Source organism: Rhizobium sp. TRM96647, assembly GCF_025780115.1.
Classification (GTDB): domain Bacteria; phylum Pseudomonadota; class Alphaproteobacteria; order Rhizobiales; family Rhizobiaceae; genus Mycoplana.
This window is the reverse complement of the sequence record NZ_JAOXHF010000021.1, coordinates 12,694-31,703: the sequence shown is the minus strand read 5'-3', so window position 1 is coordinate 31,703 and position 19,010 is coordinate 12,694. Positions and strand designations below refer to the sequence as shown.

Annotated in this window: 24 protein-coding genes and 2 pseudogenes; 15 read left to right on the top strand and 11 right to left on the bottom strand. The window is 60.9% G+C overall.

Annotation, left to right across the window (positions count from 1 at the left end; genetic code table 11):
- Positions 1 to 7 precede the first annotated feature (7 nt).
- The 3 genes from OCK02_RS24645 to OCK02_RS24635 are packed head-to-tail and all read right to left on the bottom strand — an operon-like array spanning position 8 to position 2,446.
- Complete coding sequence (locus OCK02_RS24645; RefSeq protein ID WP_263815334.1) at positions 8 to 1,327, bottom strand: cyanate transporter; 1,320 nt, start codon at positions 1,325 to 1,327, stop codon at positions 8 to 10.
- A 5-nt stretch (positions 1,328 to 1,332) separates the two neighbouring features.
- Positions 1,333 to 1,806, bottom strand: a complete 474-nt coding sequence (locus OCK02_RS24640) for a nucleoside deaminase (RefSeq protein WP_263815333.1) — start codon at positions 1,804 to 1,806, stop codon at positions 1,333 to 1,335.
- Between the two features lie 16 nt (positions 1,807 to 1,822).
- Positions 1,823 to 2,446 carry an ankyrin repeat domain-containing protein gene (locus tag OCK02_RS24635; RefSeq protein WP_412178923.1) on the bottom strand — a complete coding sequence of 208 codons (624 nt, stop codon included), beginning with the start codon at positions 2,444 to 2,446 and terminating at the stop codon, positions 1,823 to 1,825.
- A 172-nt stretch (positions 2,447 to 2,618) separates the two neighbouring features.
- Here OCK02_RS24635 and OCK02_RS24630 point away from each other — a divergent pair, with 172 nt between their 5' ends.
- The 7 genes from OCK02_RS24630 to arsH all read left to right on the top strand — a co-directional run bounded on the left by OCK02_RS24630 (position 2,619) and on the right by arsH (position 7,375).
- A complete protein-coding gene (locus tag OCK02_RS24630; protein WP_263815332.1) occupies positions 2,619 to 3,509 on the top strand; it encodes a LysR family transcriptional regulator in 891 nt (296 codons plus the stop codon).
- A 347-nt stretch (positions 3,510 to 3,856) separates the two neighbouring features.
- Positions 3,857 to 4,210 (top strand): ArsR/SmtB family transcription factor, encoded by a 354-nt coding sequence (locus OCK02_RS24625; protein ID WP_263815331.1) that lies wholly within the window; start codon positions 3,857 to 3,859, stop codon positions 4,208 to 4,210.
- Complete coding sequence (arsN2, locus tag OCK02_RS24620; protein WP_263815330.1) at positions 4,150 to 4,644, top strand: arsenic resistance N-acetyltransferase ArsN2; 495 nt, start codon at positions 4,150 to 4,152, stop codon at positions 4,642 to 4,644. The genes OCK02_RS24625 and arsN2 overlap by 61 nt, the downstream gene beginning before the upstream one ends.
- Positions 4,645 to 4,658: 14 nt before the next feature.
- Complete coding sequence (locus OCK02_RS24615; RefSeq protein ID WP_263815329.1) at positions 4,659 to 5,186, top strand: arsenate reductase ArsC; 528 nt, start codon at positions 4,659 to 4,661, stop codon at positions 5,184 to 5,186.
- Positions 5,186 to 6,244 carry an ACR3 family arsenite efflux transporter gene (gene arsB, locus OCK02_RS24610; protein ID WP_263815328.1) on the top strand — a complete coding sequence of 353 codons (1,059 nt, stop codon included), beginning with the start codon at positions 5,186 to 5,188 and terminating at the stop codon, positions 6,242 to 6,244. The genes OCK02_RS24615 and arsB overlap by 1 nt, the downstream gene beginning before the upstream one ends.
- Positions 6,245 to 6,246: 2 nt before the next feature.
- Positions 6,247 to 6,672, top strand: a complete 426-nt coding sequence (gene arsC / locus OCK02_RS24605; protein WP_263815327.1) for an arsenate reductase (glutaredoxin) — start codon at positions 6,247 to 6,249, stop codon at positions 6,670 to 6,672.
- A complete protein-coding gene (gene arsH / locus OCK02_RS24600) occupies positions 6,665 to 7,375 on the top strand; it encodes an arsenical resistance protein ArsH (RefSeq protein WP_263815326.1) in 711 nt (236 codons plus the stop codon). Before arsC ends, arsH begins: the two co-directional genes overlap by 8 nt.
- Here arsH and arsK read toward each other — a convergent pair.
- Together arsK and OCK02_RS24590 are read right to left on the bottom strand one after the other, a co-directional pair.
- Complete coding sequence (arsK, locus tag OCK02_RS24595; protein ID WP_263815325.1) at positions 7,358 to 8,584, bottom strand: arsenite efflux MFS transporter ArsK; 1,227 nt, start codon at positions 8,582 to 8,584, stop codon at positions 7,358 to 7,360. The genes arsH and arsK overlap by 18 nt on opposite strands.
- Positions 8,577 to 8,942, bottom strand: coding sequence for an ArsR/SmtB family transcription factor (locus tag OCK02_RS24590; RefSeq protein ID WP_263815324.1), 366 nt, complete (start codon positions 8,940 to 8,942; stop codon positions 8,577 to 8,579). Before OCK02_RS24590 ends, arsK begins: the two co-directional genes overlap by 8 nt.
- Before the next feature lie 43 nt (positions 8,943 to 8,985).
- Here OCK02_RS24590 and OCK02_RS24585 point away from each other — a divergent pair, with 43 nt between their 5' ends.
- The 3 genes and pseudogenes from OCK02_RS24585 (at position 8,986) to OCK02_RS24575 (ending at position 10,479) form a co-directional block, all read left to right on the top strand.
- On the top strand, positions 8,986 to 9,507 hold the full coding sequence (locus OCK02_RS24585; RefSeq protein WP_263815323.1) for a DUF6428 family protein: 522 nt from the start codon (positions 8,986 to 8,988) through the stop codon (positions 9,505 to 9,507).
- A 17-nt stretch (positions 9,508 to 9,524) separates the two neighbouring features.
- Positions 9,525 to 9,963: pseudogene (locus OCK02_RS24580) on the top strand (DUF1214 domain-containing protein); the annotation flags it as partial.
- 267 nt (positions 9,964 to 10,230) lie between these two features.
- The gene (locus OCK02_RS24575; protein WP_263815322.1) at positions 10,231 to 10,479 is read left to right on the top strand and encodes a WGR domain-containing protein; all 249 of its coding nucleotides are present in this window, start codon (positions 10,231 to 10,233) and stop codon (positions 10,477 to 10,479) included.
- Positions 10,480 to 10,692: 213 nt separating this feature from the next.
- Here the strand turns inward: OCK02_RS24575 and OCK02_RS24570 are convergent, their stop codons facing one another.
- Entirely contained in the window at positions 10,693 to 11,001 is a 309-nt protein-coding gene (locus tag OCK02_RS24570) for a DUF736 domain-containing protein (RefSeq protein WP_263815321.1), read from the bottom strand.
- 461 nt (positions 11,002 to 11,462) lie between these two features.
- Between OCK02_RS24570 and OCK02_RS24565 the strand changes: the two genes are divergently transcribed.
- A complete protein-coding gene (locus OCK02_RS24565; protein ID WP_263815320.1) occupies positions 11,463 to 11,651 on the top strand; it encodes a hypothetical protein in 189 nt (62 codons plus the stop codon).
- Positions 11,652 to 11,654: 3 nt separating this feature from the next.
- Here the strand turns inward: OCK02_RS24565 and OCK02_RS24560 are convergent, their stop codons facing one another.
- From OCK02_RS24560 to OCK02_RS24540, 4 genes and pseudogenes are all read right to left on the bottom strand, one after another.
- Positions 11,655 to 12,578: an ArdC family protein gene (locus OCK02_RS24560; RefSeq protein WP_263815319.1), complete on the bottom strand. Its 924-nt coding sequence runs from the start codon at positions 12,576 to 12,578 to the stop codon at positions 11,655 to 11,657.
- Between the two features lie 278 nt (positions 12,579 to 12,856).
- Complete coding sequence (locus OCK02_RS24555; RefSeq protein ID WP_263815318.1) at positions 12,857 to 13,441, bottom strand: hypothetical protein; 585 nt, start codon at positions 13,439 to 13,441, stop codon at positions 12,857 to 12,859.
- 387 nt (positions 13,442 to 13,828) lie between these two features.
- Positions 13,829 to 14,116 (bottom strand): hypothetical protein, encoded by a 288-nt coding sequence (locus OCK02_RS24550; RefSeq protein ID WP_263815317.1) that lies wholly within the window; start codon positions 14,114 to 14,116, stop codon positions 13,829 to 13,831.
- A 276-nt stretch (positions 14,117 to 14,392) separates the two neighbouring features.
- A pseudogene (locus OCK02_RS24540) lies at positions 14,393 to 14,903 on the bottom strand (plasmid partitioning protein); the annotation flags it as partial.
- A 518-nt stretch (positions 14,904 to 15,421) separates the two neighbouring features.
- Between OCK02_RS24540 and OCK02_RS24535 the strand changes: the two are divergent.
- From OCK02_RS24535 to OCK02_RS24525, 3 genes are all read left to right on the top strand, one after another.
- A complete protein-coding gene (locus tag OCK02_RS24535) occupies positions 15,422 to 15,685 on the top strand; it encodes a hypothetical protein (protein ID WP_263815316.1) in 264 nt (87 codons plus the stop codon).
- A 748-nt stretch (positions 15,686 to 16,433) separates the two neighbouring features.
- Entirely contained in the window at positions 16,434 to 17,111 is a 678-nt protein-coding gene (locus OCK02_RS24530; protein ID WP_263815315.1) for a transcriptional regulator, read from the top strand.
- A 205-nt stretch (positions 17,112 to 17,316) separates the two neighbouring features.
- Positions 17,317 to 17,679 carry a hypothetical protein gene (locus tag OCK02_RS24525; protein WP_263815314.1) on the top strand — a complete coding sequence of 121 codons (363 nt, stop codon included), beginning with the start codon at positions 17,317 to 17,319 and terminating at the stop codon, positions 17,677 to 17,679.
- A 68-nt stretch (positions 17,680 to 17,747) separates the two neighbouring features.
- On the opposite strand, the gene OCK02_RS24520 is transcribed toward OCK02_RS24525, so the two are convergent.
- A complete protein-coding gene (locus tag OCK02_RS24520; RefSeq protein ID WP_263815313.1) occupies positions 17,748 to 17,927 on the bottom strand; it encodes a DUF3008 family protein in 180 nt (59 codons plus the stop codon).
- A gap of 474 nt (positions 17,928 to 18,401) precedes the next feature.
- Between OCK02_RS24520 and OCK02_RS24515 the strand changes: the two genes are divergently transcribed.
- Positions 18,402 to 18,989, top strand: coding sequence for a class I SAM-dependent methyltransferase (locus OCK02_RS24515; RefSeq protein WP_263815312.1), 588 nt, complete (start codon positions 18,402 to 18,404; stop codon positions 18,987 to 18,989).
- Positions 18,990 to 19,010: the final 21 nt, after the last annotated feature.

Here is a 19,010-nt window from a genome sequence, read left to right as displayed (position 1 = left end):
GAGGGGATTACTGCCCCCGTCCGCAGTTTGCTCGATTTCCTGGCAGCAGAATACGCGGTATTGGACGCGAAATAGCAACTTCGCATTCATAAGGTGTCGCCGGCGCAACGGCGGCGCAGGCCGCTTCAGGTCGAGATTTGGGTGCCGTCAGTCGAAATGCTCGCGCGTAGCTTGCCGGCGAAATCCGCCAATAGAGGATCGTAACGACGGCAACGCAGCCTAGGTGAAGCATCCAGCCGGCGGTGAAGCTCCCGGTGAGATCATGCAGGATGGCGATGACCCATGGCGGCAGCGCCGCGATCAGGAAGCCACCGCCCTGCATGAGCGCGGAAAGTGCGCCGGCCTCGGCCGGATCAGGCAGATGGTCGAGCGCCACAATCATGGAGAGCGCAAAACAGCCGCCGAGTCCCACGCCAAGAACGGCCGCCCACAACAAGGGCGCGGCTTCTGGCATCACGCCCAGCGCCGTGAAGCCAGAAGCCTGCATGGCAAGCGTCAGCCACAGCCACGGCCGGCGATCTTCCCAGCTGTCGGCCAGAACCGGCAGGACCAGAGCGGCAACGGCCTGGCACACGGCCATCACCGCCAGCAGGCTGCCGCTGGCGGCGGCAGTCCAGCCAAGCCCCTGATAGAACGGCGCGAGCCATGCCACGATCGTCGAATAACCGCCATTGACGAGGCCGAAACAGGCCATCAGCAGCCATGTCCGCGGCCGCGTGAGAATGGAGGCGGCCTTGTTCATTCCTGCCTTCCGCTGTGTGTCCCTCGGCAGGTTGCGCGCGACCAGCCAAAGCGCGAGCACAGTGGGCAATGCCATCCAGGCAAGTCCGCCATGCCAGTCTCCAGCGGCAGTGGCGACCAGCGGCGCCAATTGCGCCCCTATGGCGCCGCCCCCCATCAGCATGGCGGAATAGAGCCCCATCACCACGCCGACATGACGAGGGAAATACTGCTTGATGACGCCGGGCAACATGGCCTGCACGACCGCCGCCGCGAGCCCGAGCAGAGCTGCCGTCGCCACCATCTGCCAGCCGGCCGATACGAACAGGCGCAGCAGCGAAGCGAGCGCCAGAATAGCCAGCGCGGTGATGATCGATCGCCGCGCTCCTACCCTGAACTGAAGCGACGGGCCGGCAAATGCCAGGACACCCATCAGAAGCATCGGCACCAGCGTCAGCAGCGCGATGCCTTGCATGCCGAGCCCGGTTTGCGCCCCGATGTCCGATGCAAGCGGGCCGATGCCGGTGATGAAGGGCCGAAGATTGAGCCCAACCAGCACGATGGCCGCAAGCAGCGGCAAGCGATCGGATTCCGAGGCACGCTCCACTGTTTCTAGCTCCGACTGTCGCGGATTTGCGCCCAGTGTTGGTAAAGATGCTGGCCGGCCTCAGCCTGCACCGGCACATGGCTAATCGTCATCGACTGTTCGGCAAACGGCCGCTTGAGTTCGGCGTAGATATCCGCCGTCGACAGCCCGAACGGCGCGCCGTCCTCGTTTGAAAAGGCATAGGCGACATCGCCCACCCCGGCCAGCCGCATTGCGGCCAAGCACATGGGACAGGGATGGCCGCTGGCATAGACCGCGCTGCCCTTCAGCGCCGTCGGACCGTGTGCCCGGGCTGCCGCGCGGATGGCCAGCAGCTCGGCATGATCGGTGGCGTCGTGGCTGAGATGCATCTCATTGACCCCGCTCGAGATAACCTCGCCATTGCTGACCACGACTGCCCCAAACGGACGGCCGCCCGCTTCGACATTGGCCTGCGCAAGCTCGATCGCCTGGCGCAGATAACGCTTTGTGTCATTCACGAAGGCCTCCATTTGTTTATCTGGCGCCGGCGGCGGAGAGGCTTTTCTCGATTTCGAGATAGCCGGCGCTACGGGCGTGCTGGAGCGCCGTCACACCGTTCCCATCCGGCAGATTGACGTCGGCACCCGCCTTGACGAGGAGGTCGACGATCTGCTGGTGGCGGGGACCGCCATTGCCGAGGATGACCGCCTCCAGCAGCGCGGTCCAGTTGAGATTGTTGACGTGATCAACGTCGACGCCGGCTTCGATCAGCGTGCGTACCGTCTCGACATGGCCACGCTCCGCGGCCGGAATGAGCGCCGTGCCGCCGTAGCGGTTGGTGCTTTTCAGATCGGCGCCATGCGCCAGCGTCAGCTTGAGGATTTCGAGATGCCCGCGCGCCCCGGCATAAAGATAAGGGCTGTCGTCGATTCGGTCCTTGGCGTTGACGTCGGCGCCGGCTTCGATGAGGACGCGGGCCGCATCGACAGCATTGGCATGAGTGGCAACCAGAAGCGCCGTCGCTCCATTACTATTGCGCGCGTCGATCTCCACGCCCTCGGCAAGAAGCCGGCTGACGAGGGTGGCAGCATTGTTCGCGACTGCCCGGTGCAATCGTGTTTCGCCCATGGCCTCTCCTGCAACCAGGGGAACGCTCATCAGCAGCAGGCCGACAGCGCCTGTCAGGGTCGAACGACGAAGCATTTTGGATTCCCTGATCAAGGACAGCGGCGGCGGCCTGCGTGAGTTGCGTGGATCTTATGGTGCTCCCCAGATAAGGAAGGCAAAAGGTATTTGAAAATTAAATATCATGATGGTTTAGATCGTCATTGTGAATGTCTCTTCCGTTGAGGTCCCAGGAGATATGCTCGATCCACGTCTGCTTCGTGCTTTCACCGCCATCGTCGATGCGGGAAGCTTCACGCTTGCGGCCGAAAGGCTACATATGACCCAGTCCACCATCAGCCAGCAGCTTGCGCCGCTGGAAGATGCCGTGGGCTCGGCGCTGATCGAACGCTCGGCGCGGCCGGTCGAGCCCACCGCGGCCGGAGAACGGCTCCTCGGCTATGCCCGCAGGCTGCTTGCGCTGCAGCGGGAGGCGCAGGCGGCCCTGGGCGACCCGGCGGGGACCGCCTCCATCCGAATCGGCATACCAGAAGACATCGTCAGCGCTGCGATGGCCGAAACTTTCGCCGACTTCACCCACAGGCATCGCGAAATCCGGTTGGATGTCACGGCCGGGCTGAGCCGCGATCTGACAAGGCGCTATCGCAGCGGCGAATTCGACATCGTCATCGTCAAGGAGAACGTTCCGGCCGCCGATTGCCGGGCAGCCTTTCGAGAACCCATGGCTTGGTTCGAAGGTGCTGATGCATCGGGCGATTGGCCCGATCCCCTTCCGTTGGTCGCCTTTCCGCCGGGCGGCCTCTACCGCGAAACGATGTTCCAACGTATCGAGCGCGAGCAGCGTCGCTGGTATGTCGCCTTCGCAGGTAGCGGCCTCCACAACGTCCTCGTCGCCGTGGAGGCCGGGCTCGGCCTGACGCTCCTGCCTGTTCGTGCAGTGCAGAAACATCGCGTTCGGCAATATGCTCCTTTCGGCGCGGAAACGGCCATGGCCGTCTCACTCTATGCGTGGGAAAACGCCGGGCCCGTCTCGGAACTGGTTGGGTCGATGCAGGCGGTACTCTCCGTCAGATCCACGCCACGCGGTGAGGACTAGGCTAGGATCTCCAAGTAGATACTGCAGAGTGGATTTCCGTCGCGCACAAGCGAAAGGCCGAACGTCTGCTCTGATCGCCCAATTGCAGACATTCTGCCGGCTCCGGAGCCGTCGGAACGCTCTTGGCATGAACTGTCGGTTAGCAAAGCGCCCTCATAGTGGTCATCGCCCCACTGGTCGCCGCTGCTGCAAAGCGGACATGTCGCAAGTGACGAACCAAGGCGCAGGCGCGCCAACAGCGGACATCGGTCTTCCTTGGTCGATCGCTGCTTTCGGACTTCAGTTTGAAAGGCGTGATGATCGGGCAGATAGGTTGACTTGATCATCATTTCCATTATTCTGGATATATGGAAAATACAATCGCGATTACAGCGCTTGGCGCATTGGCTCAAACGACAAGGCTCGAAACGTTTCGTGCGCTGGTGAGGCACGAGCCGGAGGGTGTCCCTGCCGGGGAGTTGGCGCGGATGCTCGATGTCCCGCAAAACACGATGTCATCGCATCTCGCCGCACTCTCGAGAGCGGGCTTGGTGAAGAGCGAGAGGCAGAGCCGTTCGATTATCTACCGCGCTGACCTCGATGGCCTTCGGGAACTGACGTTGTTCCTTCTCAAAGACTGTTGCGGAGGCTCCTCCGAGCTATGCGCGCCTTTGATCGCCGAACTGACGCCATGCTGTGCACCCGAGGTGAAGGCATCGTGATTGTTCGGCTGGAAACGATTGAAGGCAGCGACCCCGGTCTCCGTAAAGCACTCACGGACGCCGCCCTCCCGGTTGAGGACCTGGAGGGCGACGGCCGTTCGTTTTTCAGGGCTGTCGGCGCGGGCGGGAAGACGCTCGGTTACGCAGGGATCGAGCATTGCGCGGGTGCCGCTCTCCTTCGTTCCGTTGTCGTTCTGCCCGAGGCCCGAGGACAGGGAATCGGGAAGAGCGTCACGGATGCCACGCTTCGAAGACTGGACCCGGGCATGGCGGCTTACCTGGCTACCACTAGCGCGGCATCCTTCTTCGCGAGCTTGGGCTTCGCGGTCGTCAACCGCACCGAGGTCCCTGCGTCCATCCTATCCACCCGCCAGCTTTCGGACATCTGCCCGGCCTCGGCGACGATCATGATGCTTAACAAGCCTCCGACCTAACACGGACAACGACCATGACCGACAAGACCTACAACGTGCTCTTCCTGTGCACGGGCAATTCCGCTCGTTCTATTCTCGCCGAATCCATCCTGAACAAGGAAGGCAGAGGCCGCTTCAGGGCATTTTCCGCAGGCAGCCAGCCCAAGGGCCAGGTGAACCCGCACGCCCTGAAAGAACTCGAAGCCCTCGGCTATCCCTCGACGGGTTTCTCCTCGAAAAGCTGGGATGTCTTCTCGAAAGAGGAAGCTCCGGAAATGGACTTCATCTTCACCGTCTGCGACAGCGCGGCCGGGGAGGCCTGCCCTGTATGGATCGGACACCCGATGACCGCTCACTGGGGTGTCGAAGACCCGGCGGCAGTCTCTGGCTCGGAGGTCGACATCCAGCGCGCCTTCGCCCAGGCGGCACGGTTTCTCAAGAACCGCATCATGGCCTTCCTGAGCCTTCCGCTCAATTCCATCGACCGCATGGCGCTGGAAACCAGGCTACGCCAGATCGGCGCGATGGAAGGGGCTTCAGCCACCGGGGAGAGGAGCGTCTGATGTCGGCTTTCGAACGCTATCTTACCGTCTGGGTATTCCTGTGCATCGTCGTTGGTGTTGCCCTTGGCCATTTGATGCCGGGCGTATTCCAGACCATCGGCGCAGCCGAGATCGCTAAGGTGAACATCCCCGTCGCCATCCTCATCTGGTTGATGATCATTCCGATGTTGCTGAAGATCGACTTCCGCTCCCTGGCGCAGGTCGGCACATACTGGCGCGGGATCGGGGTGACGCTGTTCATCAACTGGGCCGTTAAGCCGTTCTCCATGGCTATCCTTGGATGGCTCTTCATCGGATACCTGTTCAGGCCGTACCTGCCGGCCGACCAGATCGACTCCTACATCGCGGGCCTGATCATCCTCGCGGCCGCACCCTGCACGGCGATGGTCTTTGTCTGGTCCAACCTGACGCGCGGCGAACCCCTGTTCACGCTTTCGCAGGTCGCTCTCAACGACGCGATCATGATCGTCGCCTTCGCGCCGATCGTGGGTCTGCTCCTCGGGCTGTCCGCGATCACCGTGCCATGGGACACGCTGGTCATCTCGGTCGGTCTCTATATCGTCATGCCCGTGATCATCGCCCAGATGCTGCGCAGCAGGCTCACCTTCGACGGCAGCACTGCCAGGCTGGACAGGATGCTGGAAAGGCTTCAGCCGATCTCGCTCCTTTCCCTGCTGGCGACGCTTGTCCTGCTGTTCGGATTTCAGGGAGAGCAGATCATCACCCAGCCGACGATCATCGCACTGCTCGCCGTCCCGATCCTGATCCAGGTCTACTTCAACTCTGGCCTGGCTTACCTCCTCAACCGCATGTCGGGCGAGCGGCACTGCGTTGCGGGTCCCTCGGCATTGATCGGGGCGTCCAATTTCTTCGAGCTGGCCGTCGCCGCAGCCATCAGCCTCTTTGGCTTCCAATCGGGTGCAGCGTTGGCAACCGTCGTCGGTGTCCTCATCGAAGTCCCGGTCATGCTCTCGGTCGTCTGGATCGTGAACCGCTCGAAGGGCTGGTACGAGGCCGCGCCGGCCGTATCCCGAAACACCGTCTCCGAAAGGACCTGACCATGGACGTTACCATCTATCACAACCCCGCCTGTGGGACTTCGCGGAACACCCTTGATCTGATCCGGCTCGCTGGGATCGAGCCTGATGTCATCGAGTATCTCAAGACACCGCCGACACGCGAGCAACTCGCGATGATGATCTCCGATGCAGGCCTTACGGTTCGCCAGGCTATCCGCGAGAAAGGCACGCCCTATGCCGAGCTCGGCCTCGATAACCCGGAGCTGACGGATGACCAGCTTCTTGATGCGATGCTCAAGGACCCCATCCTGATCAACCGTCCGTTCGTCATCACCTCGATGGGGACGCGGCTATCGCGCCCGTCAGAGGTGGTGCTCGACATCCTCCCGGCCGACGCATTCAGCGGTCCGTTTACGAAGGAAGACGGCGAGCGGATTCTCGACGACGAAGGAAAGCGCATTGTCTGATACATTCCCTGCCGCATCGCCTGAACATTTCCGCTTGCCGGACCTTGAGGCACTGCGTCCGGCGTTCTCGACGCACAAGCCGCGCATCGTGATCCTCTACGGATCGCTTAGGGAGGTATCGTACAGCAGACTGCTCGCCTTCGAGGCCCAGCGTCTGCTGGAGCATTTCGGATGCGAGGTCCGCGTCTTCGATCCCAAGGGGCTTCCGCTGCCTGACGAGGCTCCTGTCAGCCACCCCAAGGTTCAGGAACTGCGCGAGCTTTCCGAATGGTCTGAGAGCCAGGTATGGGTCAGCCCCGAGCGCCATGGTGCGATGACGGGCGTCATGAAGTCTCAGATCGACTGGATTCCGCTGGCCGTGGGATCGGTTCGGCCAACCCAAGGGAAGACCCTGGCGGTCATGCAGGTCTCGGGCGGATCGCAGTCGTTTAACGCGGTCAGTCAGCTCCGTATCCTCGGCCGCTGGATGCGGATGATCACCATCCCGAACCAGTCGTCCGTCGCTCAGGCTTACAACGAGTTCGACGCCGAGGGCCGGATGAAGCCTTCCTCGTATTACGACAGGGTGGTCGATGTCTGCGAGGAACTGGTCAAGTTCACCTTCCTGACCAGGGATGCGTCGTCCTACCTCACCGATCGTTACAGCGAGCGGAAGGAAGATGCCGCAAAGCTGGAGCAGCGCGTCTCACTGAAGTCGATCTGACACCTCGGAGGCGGATACCACTGGTCGTCGCGTAGACGTCGCGACGACCCCGAACGCGACGACCCCGACGAGCCCGAGCGCCGCGTTTATCGCCAGCGAGGTACCAATACCGAGGTTCTGCATGGCAGTCGCAAAGACGAACGGCGCGGCAGCTCCGACGGCGAGCCGGGCCGCTGCCATCTTGCCTGTCACCGCGCCGTAGCCGTCCGAGCCGAACAGATACAGCGGCAGGCTACCCTGCGCGATGCTGTTGATGCCCGAACCAAGGCCCAGGCAGATAGCAAAGGCCACCGCGCCCGGTAGCCAGTTGCCCGACAGCCCCAGGATGATGACGCCGAGGACCATGAGCAGCCCCGAGATCACCGCGAGCATGGGTGGCGAAAGCTTCGTGCCGAAGATCATGTTGATCAGGCGGCTGGCGACCTGTGCGGGACCGAAGATCGATCCAACTACGACTGCCATAGTGCCGAGGCCAAGCGTCCCGAGCATCGGCACCATGTGGGCGAGGATCGCCGCAAGGGTGAAGCCGAGGACGGCAAACGCGAAGGACACCAGGATCATGCCCCGTCGGCGGGCTTCGGGAGGCAGAGCACCGACGACGACATTCGGCAACCTGTTCGGATCGAGACGAGAAGCGGCCTTGCCTGCACGCATGATCCAGAAGTGCAGCGGCATGCAAACGAGCAGGTTCAGGGCGGCGAAGACGAGGTAGATTTCACGCCATGTGAGATAGCCGCTGAGCGCAGCCGAGATCGGCCAGAAGATCGTCGATGCGAACCCGCCGATCAGGGTCAGATAGGTGATGCTTCGGGATGCGGTCCTGGGCTCGTTTTCGACGAGCGCCGCGAACGCGGCCTGGTACTGCACCATGCCCGAGGATATCTCGAGAATAACGATCGAAAGGACGAACCCTGCGACGGAGGGCGACCACGCGCATAGCGCCAGCGTCGCCGCCGCGATGGCTGACCCGGCCGTCATCACCGTCGCGGCACCGACCTTGTCCATGTGCCGCCCGATAAACGGCGCGGACATGCCTCCTACGAATAGCGACAGCGAGAACACGCCGAAGACCCATTCGAGGCTGAGGCCAAGGTCCTTGGCTATGGCGGGCGACAGGATCGAGAACGAGTAGTAGAGAGTGCCGTAACCGATGATCTGCGTCAGGCCGAGCGCCGACACGATGCCCGCGGGGCTTTTGACGTCACGCAACGGTCGCTTCCCCGTCAGTCTTCGCTCCGTCGCAACACTCCTCGGATCGCTCGAGTGAAGCCCGGATGCCGGGGTGACCCGAGCAGCAGTCTTCCATCAGGAACTTCACGAGGTCAGCGAGAGCGTCATAGCTTGCGCTGTAGACGATGGATCGCGACTCACGCCGCTGACTGATCAGTCCCGCATGATCCAGTTCCTTGAGATGAAAGCTGAGGTTCGATGGCGATACGCCCATCCGCTCCGCGATCGAACCTGCGGCAAGACCATCAGGCCCAGCGACAACGAGGGTGCGAACGACCTGGAGGCGGGTTTCCTGCGACAGTGCCGCAAACGACGCGAGGGCTTGACGGTCATCCATTATTCAACGATCCTTGAAACATTGAAATCAAGGAGTAGCGCAGATGGATAGGATCGACAAGAGTCTATCCCCTGAAGGCGACATTACTCTCGGAAGGCTGCTCGAACTGAGCGCCGCCCGGCCGGACCTTCCCCTGGTGTTCAGCTATGAGGGGCGAGCGATCAAGCCTGGTTACCATGTCACCGAGGTCAAGGCAGGTCACTTTTCCGCTCTTGATTGCGGAGCCAATCCGGAAGCATGGTCCGAAATCTTTGTCCAGCTCTGGGACGTCGACGAGGGCGGACGCACGCATATGACGGCGGGCAAGTTTGCCGTGATAGTCAGGAAGGTATCCGAGCATGTCAGGTTGGATGACACTGCTAAGCTGACCTTCGAAGTCAGTGACGGAGTCCGACCGATGCAGTTGTTTTATGCCGAGAAACCTCTCGCGCGTGATGGCGTTCTGGCCGTGAGACTGGTGCCAAGACCTGCCAGTTGTAAGCCCCGTGACCGTCGGTTAGCCGAGAAATCAGCGAATGAGGCGCAGTGCTGTGGCGCTTCGGCCAGGAATAGTTGTTGCGAGTAGTGTGCCAAGTTGTCCGCTTTGGGCCGATCCCAGTCATCGGCGGCAAGAGCCCTGATGTCCGCTTTTCGTGTTGTGTGTCCTGGCAGCGCACGGACGTGGGTTCTCAGTACCTGATGGGTTTCCTCAACGTCGAGGGAGCTCCTTTCGACGGCGCAAAGACCTACAAGGTGACGCTGCCCAAGGATGTGCCAGCCCGGGCGTTCTGGTCGTTCACGCTCTACGACAACCGGACCCGCTCAATGCTGCAGACGCCGCAGAAATATCCACGCGCCGGCAGCCAGAGCTATCCCTCGCCCTCCGCCGAAGCCGCGGCGGACGGTACGACGACGGTGTATTTCGGCCCGACGCAGCCGCGACCCCAAGAAGGGCTGGTTCACGATCCTGCGCCTCTACAGCCCGCTGCCCTCATTCTTCGACAAGACCTGGCGGCCAAGCGAAATCGAAGTGGTGAAGTGAACGCATCAGCCACTCGAAAAATGGCGTGGAGCGCGTTTTTGAAACCAGACCGTCTGTGCCCGGCCCCAAATCGGACAGTGCGTCGACTGAAGCAAATGGGGCGAAGACCGCACGCGGTCTTCGTTTGCGCCAGCGAATAGAGCCGTACGCCGACGGCGGACCGTTCTGACCAGGCAGCCCCTCCACATCACCAACATGAATCGATTGCGCCCGAACGATTCAAAACTCTTGTTGGACGGGGGATCTTAGAAGCACGATCATGTCGGCATGATCACTCAGCCCTACCACCTCTATGTCGAGAGGACGGACATCAAGAAAAACATGGCCCGCTTTTATGCGATGTCGATCGAGCCCAACCTGTTCGGAGACGCCTGCCTGACGCGGTGTTGGGGACGTATAGGCACGACGGGGCAGACAAAGAGCCACCATTTCGAAACCGAGCGAGAGGCCGTGGCCCTTTTCCTCGACGTCCTCCGACAGAAGAAGCGTCGCGGCTACTCAGCCGCCGTTCGTTGATCATGCACCGATATCTGATAGGTGGCACTAGAATTTGAGGGACAGGCATGACGGGCTCGATCGGCAACAAAGCCTACGCGAGCAACGCCAGATGAAAGATAAGCCTGCCGTTCCAAAAGTGCACCATGGGCCGGGTCTGACTCAATGCTAGATCCGGCTTTGATTTTCCGAAGAGGAGAAGGCTCCGCCGATGGCGGAGCCTCGTGATGTCAATCAGTCCCGGTTCGTACGGGACCAGATGAGCTGGAGACCATCCTCGCCTTCGACCTCGGCGAGCGTAGCGTAGATCGGGGCCGGGAAGCTCGGATCGTCGAGCTTGACCGAGAGGTAGTCGCGGCCCTGCTCGGAGGTCTTCTGCCAGGCCGCGCCGAGTTCAACGCTACCGGCGTAGACGCGGAACTGCGGGCCCTTGTCTGAGGGGTTTTCCACCCGCGCGATGCGGGCTTTGACGTTCAATGCGAGAGTGCGAATGGAGCCGGTGAAACCGTTTTCGGTGGAGGTGAAGGTGCCGATGGTAGCCATTGTCGTATTCCTTTCGTGGTTCGGGCCGCGCCCATCGCGGCCTCGATGGCTGTCGACAAGACCGGTGACGATCGGGCCGCACCTGATAAGGCCGCAATGAAATGGAGGGCGACAAGTCGCAGATTTGTTAGTGGGAGAGGAGGAGCCCGTAAGGGAGCCGGGGTAAGAAATCTGAGCCTTGTCGTTGCGGGAAGACGATCGAGGCGATGCCGGTCTCCGGTCAGACATGCCTCATCGAGCCCGCAGATGGGTGCCGGAGACTCAGGCGTGAAGGGATATGGCAATGGCGGTCCGCCGCAATTGCCCTCGGCACGAATGGGCATCCGGCCCCATGATCCGCCTGTCCTGTCGTCGCTGCATGATTCGATTTGGGGAAGGGAGACTCTCGCGAACATTGGCCGGCTTGCCCGCCACGCCTCGTGCGATATCGTTGTGCTCGCGAATCGCAGCCTGGAGGATCAATGCGTCAGCAGACCAAACCGTTCATCGTCGAACGCAAACCGTCCCGCAAACCCAAGCCCGACGCTGCAAAACCGTCGATCTGGGGAGGGCTGGATGTAGACATTGCGCACGGTCTCCAAGAGCAATTCGATAGGGACCAACCGAATATGGATGACGCGGCCGCCGCCGGTGGTGACGGCCGCGCCTGAACGTCAGGCCGCAACCTTCACATCCTCATCCGGCTGCAAGGAATGCAGGAAGCTTACCGCGCGCTGCGCATGCGCCGCGGCCTGGAAGATCGCCCGCTTGTCGTTGGCAAGGACCGATAGCCAAGACTGCAGGTAGGACGCATGATCCGGCCTCGGCTCGAGCTCCGGCGCGATGCCGAGATCGGCGCAGAGGAAGCAACTGCCGAGCTCGGCAATGAGCTCTTCGCGCGCGCGTTCCGTCCGGCCCTTCGCATAGCGCGACAGGTCACGTCCGACGCGATGTTCCGGTGCTGTCCAGTGCGTCGCTTCATGACTGAGGACGGCCGCGTAGCCGGCAGCATCGCGAAACGCCTCGAACGGCGGCATCTGGATGTAGTCCATGACCGGTGAATAGTAGGCCTGGTTGCCGCCATGCCGGATCACTGCACCGGTGGCGCGAAAGAAACGTTCAGCGCTTTCAATTCGCTCGACGGGATTCGGCACCTCGGTCTGCGGGGCATAATAGGTATCGGGCAAACCATCGATCTGCTCGATATTGAACACCGAGTAGGCCTTCAGGAATGGGATCTCGCGATCGACATCATTTCCGTTTCCGTCGGCCACTGACTTGGTGAAGCGGCTGGCAAAGACGACCATCGAACCTGTCTCGCCCTTCCGCACGGCTCCGCCCAGTTCGAGGGCCTGCTTGAAGGTCATCCACATCGAGGAGGCGAAGCCGCGTGACATCTGCTCCGACCACAGGAGCAGCACGTTCATGCCCGAATAGGGAAGGCCGTTGTGGCGCACCGGCCGGGTGATGCGGCCATTGGTGTTAGCGGCGCTCCATGGCTTCATCCAGGGGCGCACACCCTGTTCGATATCCTCGACGATCCGATCGGTGATCCGGGTGTAGATGTCCGCACGGTCTGATGCTGATTTCCTTGTCATGATTTATCTCCCCTTCTCAGGGACCGCGCCTATCGCGGTCCGTCACGGAGGTCCGACGTCAGGGGCCGACGGTGAGACCATGCACTGGAACGGCCGCAACGGCGTGGAGGACGGCGAAGCCGTTGCATGGGGGCCTGGCTCCTGCAGGACCGCCGAGCGGGACGGGCCGGGATAGACGCGTCTTCAACCTTGGCGCTCGATATGAGAAAAGGCCGGCGCTTGTAGGCGCCAGCCTCAGAGCAAGGGAAGAAGAGCGGGATGCGCCCCCGCCGATTGTGTCATCCGAAAGCGGCCATCTGTGCTTCGGTCGCCTTGCGGTCAAGGGTGCTACCCAGATTTTCGACCGGCCGGTCGAAGGGCTTCCAGGTCTCGCCGACGACCTGTTCATAGGCGGCCACTGCGCCCTCGGCTGCCATCCGCAGCGCGTGGGACTGGACAGCCATGTCGGCCGCGAATTCCCGCTTGCGCTGGGCGGCGCTGTCATAGCCGACCGGACCATCGAGATCCTCATCGCGGGCATCATTCGATGCCTTGGCGGTTGCGTCGCGCGCCTCGGTGACGGCGCGGGAGTAGAACTGCCCGGCGCCATGCGCCGATCCGACGAAGGCCCCTACGATCCGCTGCAGATGGATCTGCATGGCCCTCTCACCGAGCCCATCTGAAAGGCTGTCGGCGGTCTCGACGATCAGCCGCTCGTGGAGGCTGCGGATGCCACCGCTGTCGACGACTGCCGTGCCGAAGCTCTCGGCGATCTTGAATGCCTCGGCGGCATCAGGGCAGGAGAGGCGGACCATTTCGAGGGTGGTGCCGCGGCGAGATTGCGACGACCTTGCGTTGGAGTTGGGAGTGGAGGGCTTGGCCATGTCTGTTCCTTCCTTGGCTGCCGAAGCGGCTCCGACCCGTGCCGGTCTGCCCTTCGATGCGGACGACCAGAACCGGCAAGGGACGGACGGCTTCACAGGTCCAATCCGGCCGAACCAGCAGGTCAGGCTTGGCGGGCCAGCAGGTTTTGACCTGCGCAGACCGCACGCTTGCCCTCGCGCAGAGAGGCTGGGTCGGCCGCCCCGCGGCGCCACAGCGGCCTTGAAACGACCGGCCGCCGGTTCAGACCGCAGCGAACAAGAACGGCAGTCCGGTACGGGTCCGAAATCAGATGCAAGCCGTAAGCGGGCGGCATGGTCGCGCCGCCGCCCGGGAGGAGACCGGTCCTATGTCGAGATATCAAGCAGGCCAGCCGATCTCAGGCCGACCTATCGCGCGCGAGGTCGAACAGGTGGGTCACCGCTGCGCTGGAGCTCATCGATGACCTGCTCTTGCGCCGCCAACCTGCAGGCGATCATGTCGCGTTCGCTCCATCGTTCGAAGGTGAGGCTGTCGATGAACTTATGACGGTTAAGGCGGACATCGGATCGGCGGCTCACCGTTGTCGCCTGTCTTCCGGCGCGCGCCGCGATCTGCCGTGTCAGACAATCGAGATGGATTTCACGCCGGGTGCCGATCGCCGTCGCCAGCAGTCTCAAAGCGCAGACGTCGATCATGCCCCATCCTCCCGGCATCGCCAGCCGATGAAAGAGGATGGTCCGTGATACTCGGCGTGACGGACGGGATCAATGACAAAGCCGAACCGGCCGCGCCCGGCATATTCGTCGCTTGCCACCAGAAAGTGGCGTTCTTCGCCGTCGCGGATACGGCCTCCGCCGACCTTTGCCACGCCTCGGTCATGCCAGGGTGTTGGTCTGACAGGATCGCTGACGTGACGATGTAGTCGGCCGCATGACGCCGATCGAACGCCCGGTGATCCTTGACCCGGCTCTCACCTCTTTCTGGTCGACCTGACCGGCGGCTGCGATCACCCGCAGCTGCTGCTCGGACGGCACGTCGCCCAGCGCCATCTGCTCGAGCATGGCCGGCAGCACATTGGCGAGGAGACGCAGCTTGCGGATCTGGCGACCGGGGAGGGCGAGTGCGACGGCAATCGCTTCCTCAGTCCAGCCAAGCGCAATGAGCCGTTCGACGCCGCGCCATTGATCGACGAGGTAAGCGCCTCGCGGACGCTGTTCTCGACCATCGAGCGCATCGCGCCGTTGTCGTTGGCCGCATCCACGACGAGGATCGCGATTTCTTCGAAATCTGCGGCGATGCTTGGTGTCGATGATGTAGCCGGTGCCACCATCCGTTTCAGGAGCGACCACCGGCGGCTGGACGATGCCGACGGCCTTGATCGTGGTCAGCATCAGCGCATCGGCCTGCAGTGACGACTTCGACTAGCGCATCCGATCAGGGGTTGTCCTTCAGAGCGCGCGGGTCAACATTCATGATCTGCATGGGGTTTTTCCTTTCAGGAGATTTTGCCAGCCCTTCCTGTCTTCGTCTCTGCTCGAAGACACCTCCCGGACCGCTGAGCGGCCGGACTGACGCACCTGCGACCGAGCATCCCTGCTGCGACGGACTAGCGGGGCTGACAGCCCTGCGAAGGACGAGTGGCCGGGATGGCGCAGGGGCGGTTGAGCCACTGCGTCGGCAGGAGGACCGATCGGCGACGGATCCTGTCCTTCCTTCTTTTCTTCTTCTCTATTGGAAGACATGATCGCGCACGGCCGGTTATGATGGACAAGAACAGCCTTTCTGGAAACTGAAACGCCAAAAGGGCGCTCGACCCGCGTGGGGACCGCCCTTTTGCTGATCCCGGACGGCTTCGAAAGCCAGCGCAATTGCTGCGGTGGGACATCATCGGAACGGGAAGTGATTCTCAGATATTGTTGATGGCGCGAAATTTCAAGTCGCGACCTCCAAAGGCCCCTGATAGATGTCGCCGCCCATCCAAGAGCGCGAGTTGAGGAACAATGAGCACAAATCTCGAAACCCGGAGGGCAATCGCGCAACGCGCCATCGATCGCGCAAAGTCCCGTGGTGCACCGATCGATGAAGACCCAGTCTTCGTCGATCTGCTGGAGTCATGGATCAATGGCGACCTCGACATGAAGACAATGCGAAAGCGCTATCTCGATAATCTCGCGCTTGGGAGGGAGGAGCGCCATGTTCGCCAGTTCGATCAAGCGCAGGTACCGTTGGACGGTGAAAACAAGAAAAAAGGGCCGACGGAGTAAACCGCGGCCCATGAAGTGTGGAGATCTTTGACCTCCAGAGGGGAACAGCAAATGCGGCGGAACTGGGAGGCGACCGCCATCTGCATCAGCTGCAGGCGTTATGCCTGGTTTTTGACCATTCGGAAAACATTTATTGTGCAAGGCAGCTATGCGGCCAGTGCGTTGGTCTCATTGCATAGGTCCGCTGCCAACTGAGTTTCGTGTCACGTAGCTCACGCTTCTTCTCCTTCAGGTCGTCAGCGAACGTGAAAGCGCCTCCGTCTCGCGAACAATAGGAGAATAGCTGACGCTTCGACTGTGCGAGGGAGAGATCGTGGCACATGTTAGGCTCCATGAGGGAGCGGGCCAATTCCCGCTGATGGTTACTCAAAGGAACAGGGACGGTCGCGATCACCGCGAAGGCGAAGACGGAGCGGCGGCAGCTTGCTAGCCGACCTTTCATGGGTTGATCGACGGAGATCCGGACCTGGTCCAGGACGCCATCAGAAGAAGCGGGATTGGGTTGCTTTCGTTGCCGCGCGTCCTGGGCTGGATTTGCCGGCCGAGCAGGCAGATCTGATTCTATGCCGAAGAGTCCATGTCTAACGAACGGCGTGAAGCGGCTCGTAGAGCGACGTAGCAATTGCGACTTGACGTCAACATTTGTATGAGTGAAATGGAGCTCAGAATATACCCGTCTGCACCATCAAAAATGTACACCGGAAAAGGCGCGGGACATCTACTGTTCAGCCGAACGCGAGGCCAGCCCATGAAGCGATTACATAAAAACTTCGTGGTTGAGTACAAAGGCCGGCGGCAAGCACAGAAACCGACGTCCATCTGGGGAAACGTCGATCTGAAATCCATCTCCCGCGACGTGGAAGCTGAGGCGCCGTCCGTTGACATTGCTCCGTCCGTTGACATCACTCCGGCGGCACAGAGTATTAATGACCGTGAAACACCGCATACTGAGGCGATGCTGTTGACACCTGCACTGGGTCAGCGAAAAACTTCATCGCCACCACAGGAGGGACATATGGCCGAAGAAACCACCACAGTCGTTAGCACGGACAGCGTAAGCACGGATACCGCACCATTTACCCCTGAAAAGAAACGTCGGGGTCCCCGTCCGAAGAGTGCATCGCTCGACGCGGCAACAGGCGACACTTCGGCCAAGATGCCCGATAGCAAGAAGGCGACGCGGAAAACGCGTGTAAAACGGGTGAAGTCTGCGCAACCTTCCTTGGCAGGAGGGGGCGCTGCAAAGAAGCCCCGCAAGATGCGGGCGCCGACGGCAATTGCCGAAACGAAATCGGCTGCTGATGCAGGCGACGAAATGGCCGACCTTCTCCAGTTGGAACTCGAAAATCGAAACCTCCGAAAGCTTCTGGCCGAAAAACTGCGCGCCGAAAACGCCGATCTTCGCAAGCGCCTCGGCCATTCTTAGTCCGGGCAAGACTAGTTCCTCCGAGTCGTGAACTCCGGATCCGCGTTTAGCTGACATTCCCGGCGATGAGCGATCGTTGCCGGGACGGTTGTCCTCAGTGACGCCTGCGAGGTTAAGCAACGAAGATGAAATCCCCGTGGCAATTTCTCGTTGGCCTTGCAAGGCGACACGACAAGCAAGGCGCGCGCCATCAGAAGCCGATGCGATGGTCACGCCCCCGTCCGAGGCGCCGACCAATCCACACGTAAACGTTGCTAACCCTTCAGCGGAGAAAGAACCCGAGCGCGTTGACGCTTTGGCTGCGCTTGTCGCGATGCCCACGGCAGCGGCAAAAGACAAGGTGAAGAAGCCAGTCACCACTCGCGGGACGGTCGCTGAAAAACCTCGCCGTCGCGCCCCTGGGAACAAGCGGACAAGTGTTGTTTTGGTGCCGGCGCAGTTGGTTGCGCCCGGTGATCCTACTCGGGAGCTTGACGATGAGATCCATCAATTGAGATCGCAACTGGCGCAGAAATTGGAACTGCAGAACGCACAGCTACGACGAATGCTGGCACGGTTTGAGAAGTAATTACGCAAAAAGCCGCCCTTATCGACGCATCTCCAATTCAGCCGGCAACGGGATTTGTGCGTGCCAGATTATTTACGTTCAGCTTTCCCCTTTTGACTGCCTGACGCGAATTCGCGAAGCTCCCTCTCAGTCATGGATTTTTCCATTTCCTTGGAAGCGCCCTTCAGTTCGCTTTTCTTCGTTTCGCCGCGCTTTGCGGAAAGGGCAGCTCCTGCGGCTTTCTGCTGAGCTTTTGATTTAGCAGGCATGTGGCATCTCCTTCCATGGAAATGATGAAAGTCTTCCCGCCTGGATTTGTTCCTGTGTAGCGCGCCAACTTGGGGCGTCAGGCGGTCGAACTGCATCCTCGAGAATCGAGCGCCCCGCCACTTGGAGAAGCCATGTAGGTCGAGGAGTTCGTCATGCGGCTGAATTCCATTGCGGCTGGGGAGTTGGTGACTTCCGCGCCATAACCTCGCATGTAGGGTTCCCGCCTTCCGCTCCTATCCAATGATGCGCGGCCCCCGAACCGGCGTTGGACTGGACAGTTCCAACGAAACCTTGGGCTCTAATCTTTGCTTGCGGCTTATAATTCGCTCACAATCCAACGTGGCAAAAGCCTCCTTTAAGGCGGCAGATTTCACCCAATGTCGTAATTATGAGCGTGCAGAAACCATGACATGATCGCCTCATGTTGGTCACGCTGCCGAGTCGTACTTCATCGTAAACGAAGGATAGCGACAATGTTTCTGAATAACCTGGGACGCAGTCTGAAAAGCCGTGCCAACGATTTACGGTTGAACATCACCACGGGGGGAACCGCGCCAGCCGAATCGTCCGGACACGTATACTATGCTACGATCAGCTATCGCTGCATTCAATCTCTGTTGGACCTTCTTGACCTAACTCATGAGGACAGGTTTGTTGACGTAGGCTGTGGCAAAGGACGTGTCGTCTGTCTTGCCGCAAGGCGTCGTCTCTCCCAAGTCATTGGCGTCGAGTACTCGACGGCCTTGGCAAGCGAAGCGAAACGGAACTGTGAGAGGATGAGAGGGCGAAAATCGCCTGTTCAAATCTATTGCATGCCAGCTGAGGATTTTGACTATTCCGATTCTTCCGTCCTTTACTTCTTCAATCCTTTCGAAGCATCGCTGCTAGACAGCGTCCTGCAAAAAGCTCGAGCCGACAGACGGAACGGCCCCCTCCGCATGGCCTTCGTGATGGAATCTCCCGCTCAAAGAGATGTATTCGCCCGACATTCCTGGCTCTCCTGTTACAACCGCTTTGAAGACATCGACCATCATATTGTGGCCTTCTATCAGACCACCTGACTGCCGGTTAGTTCCTACGGC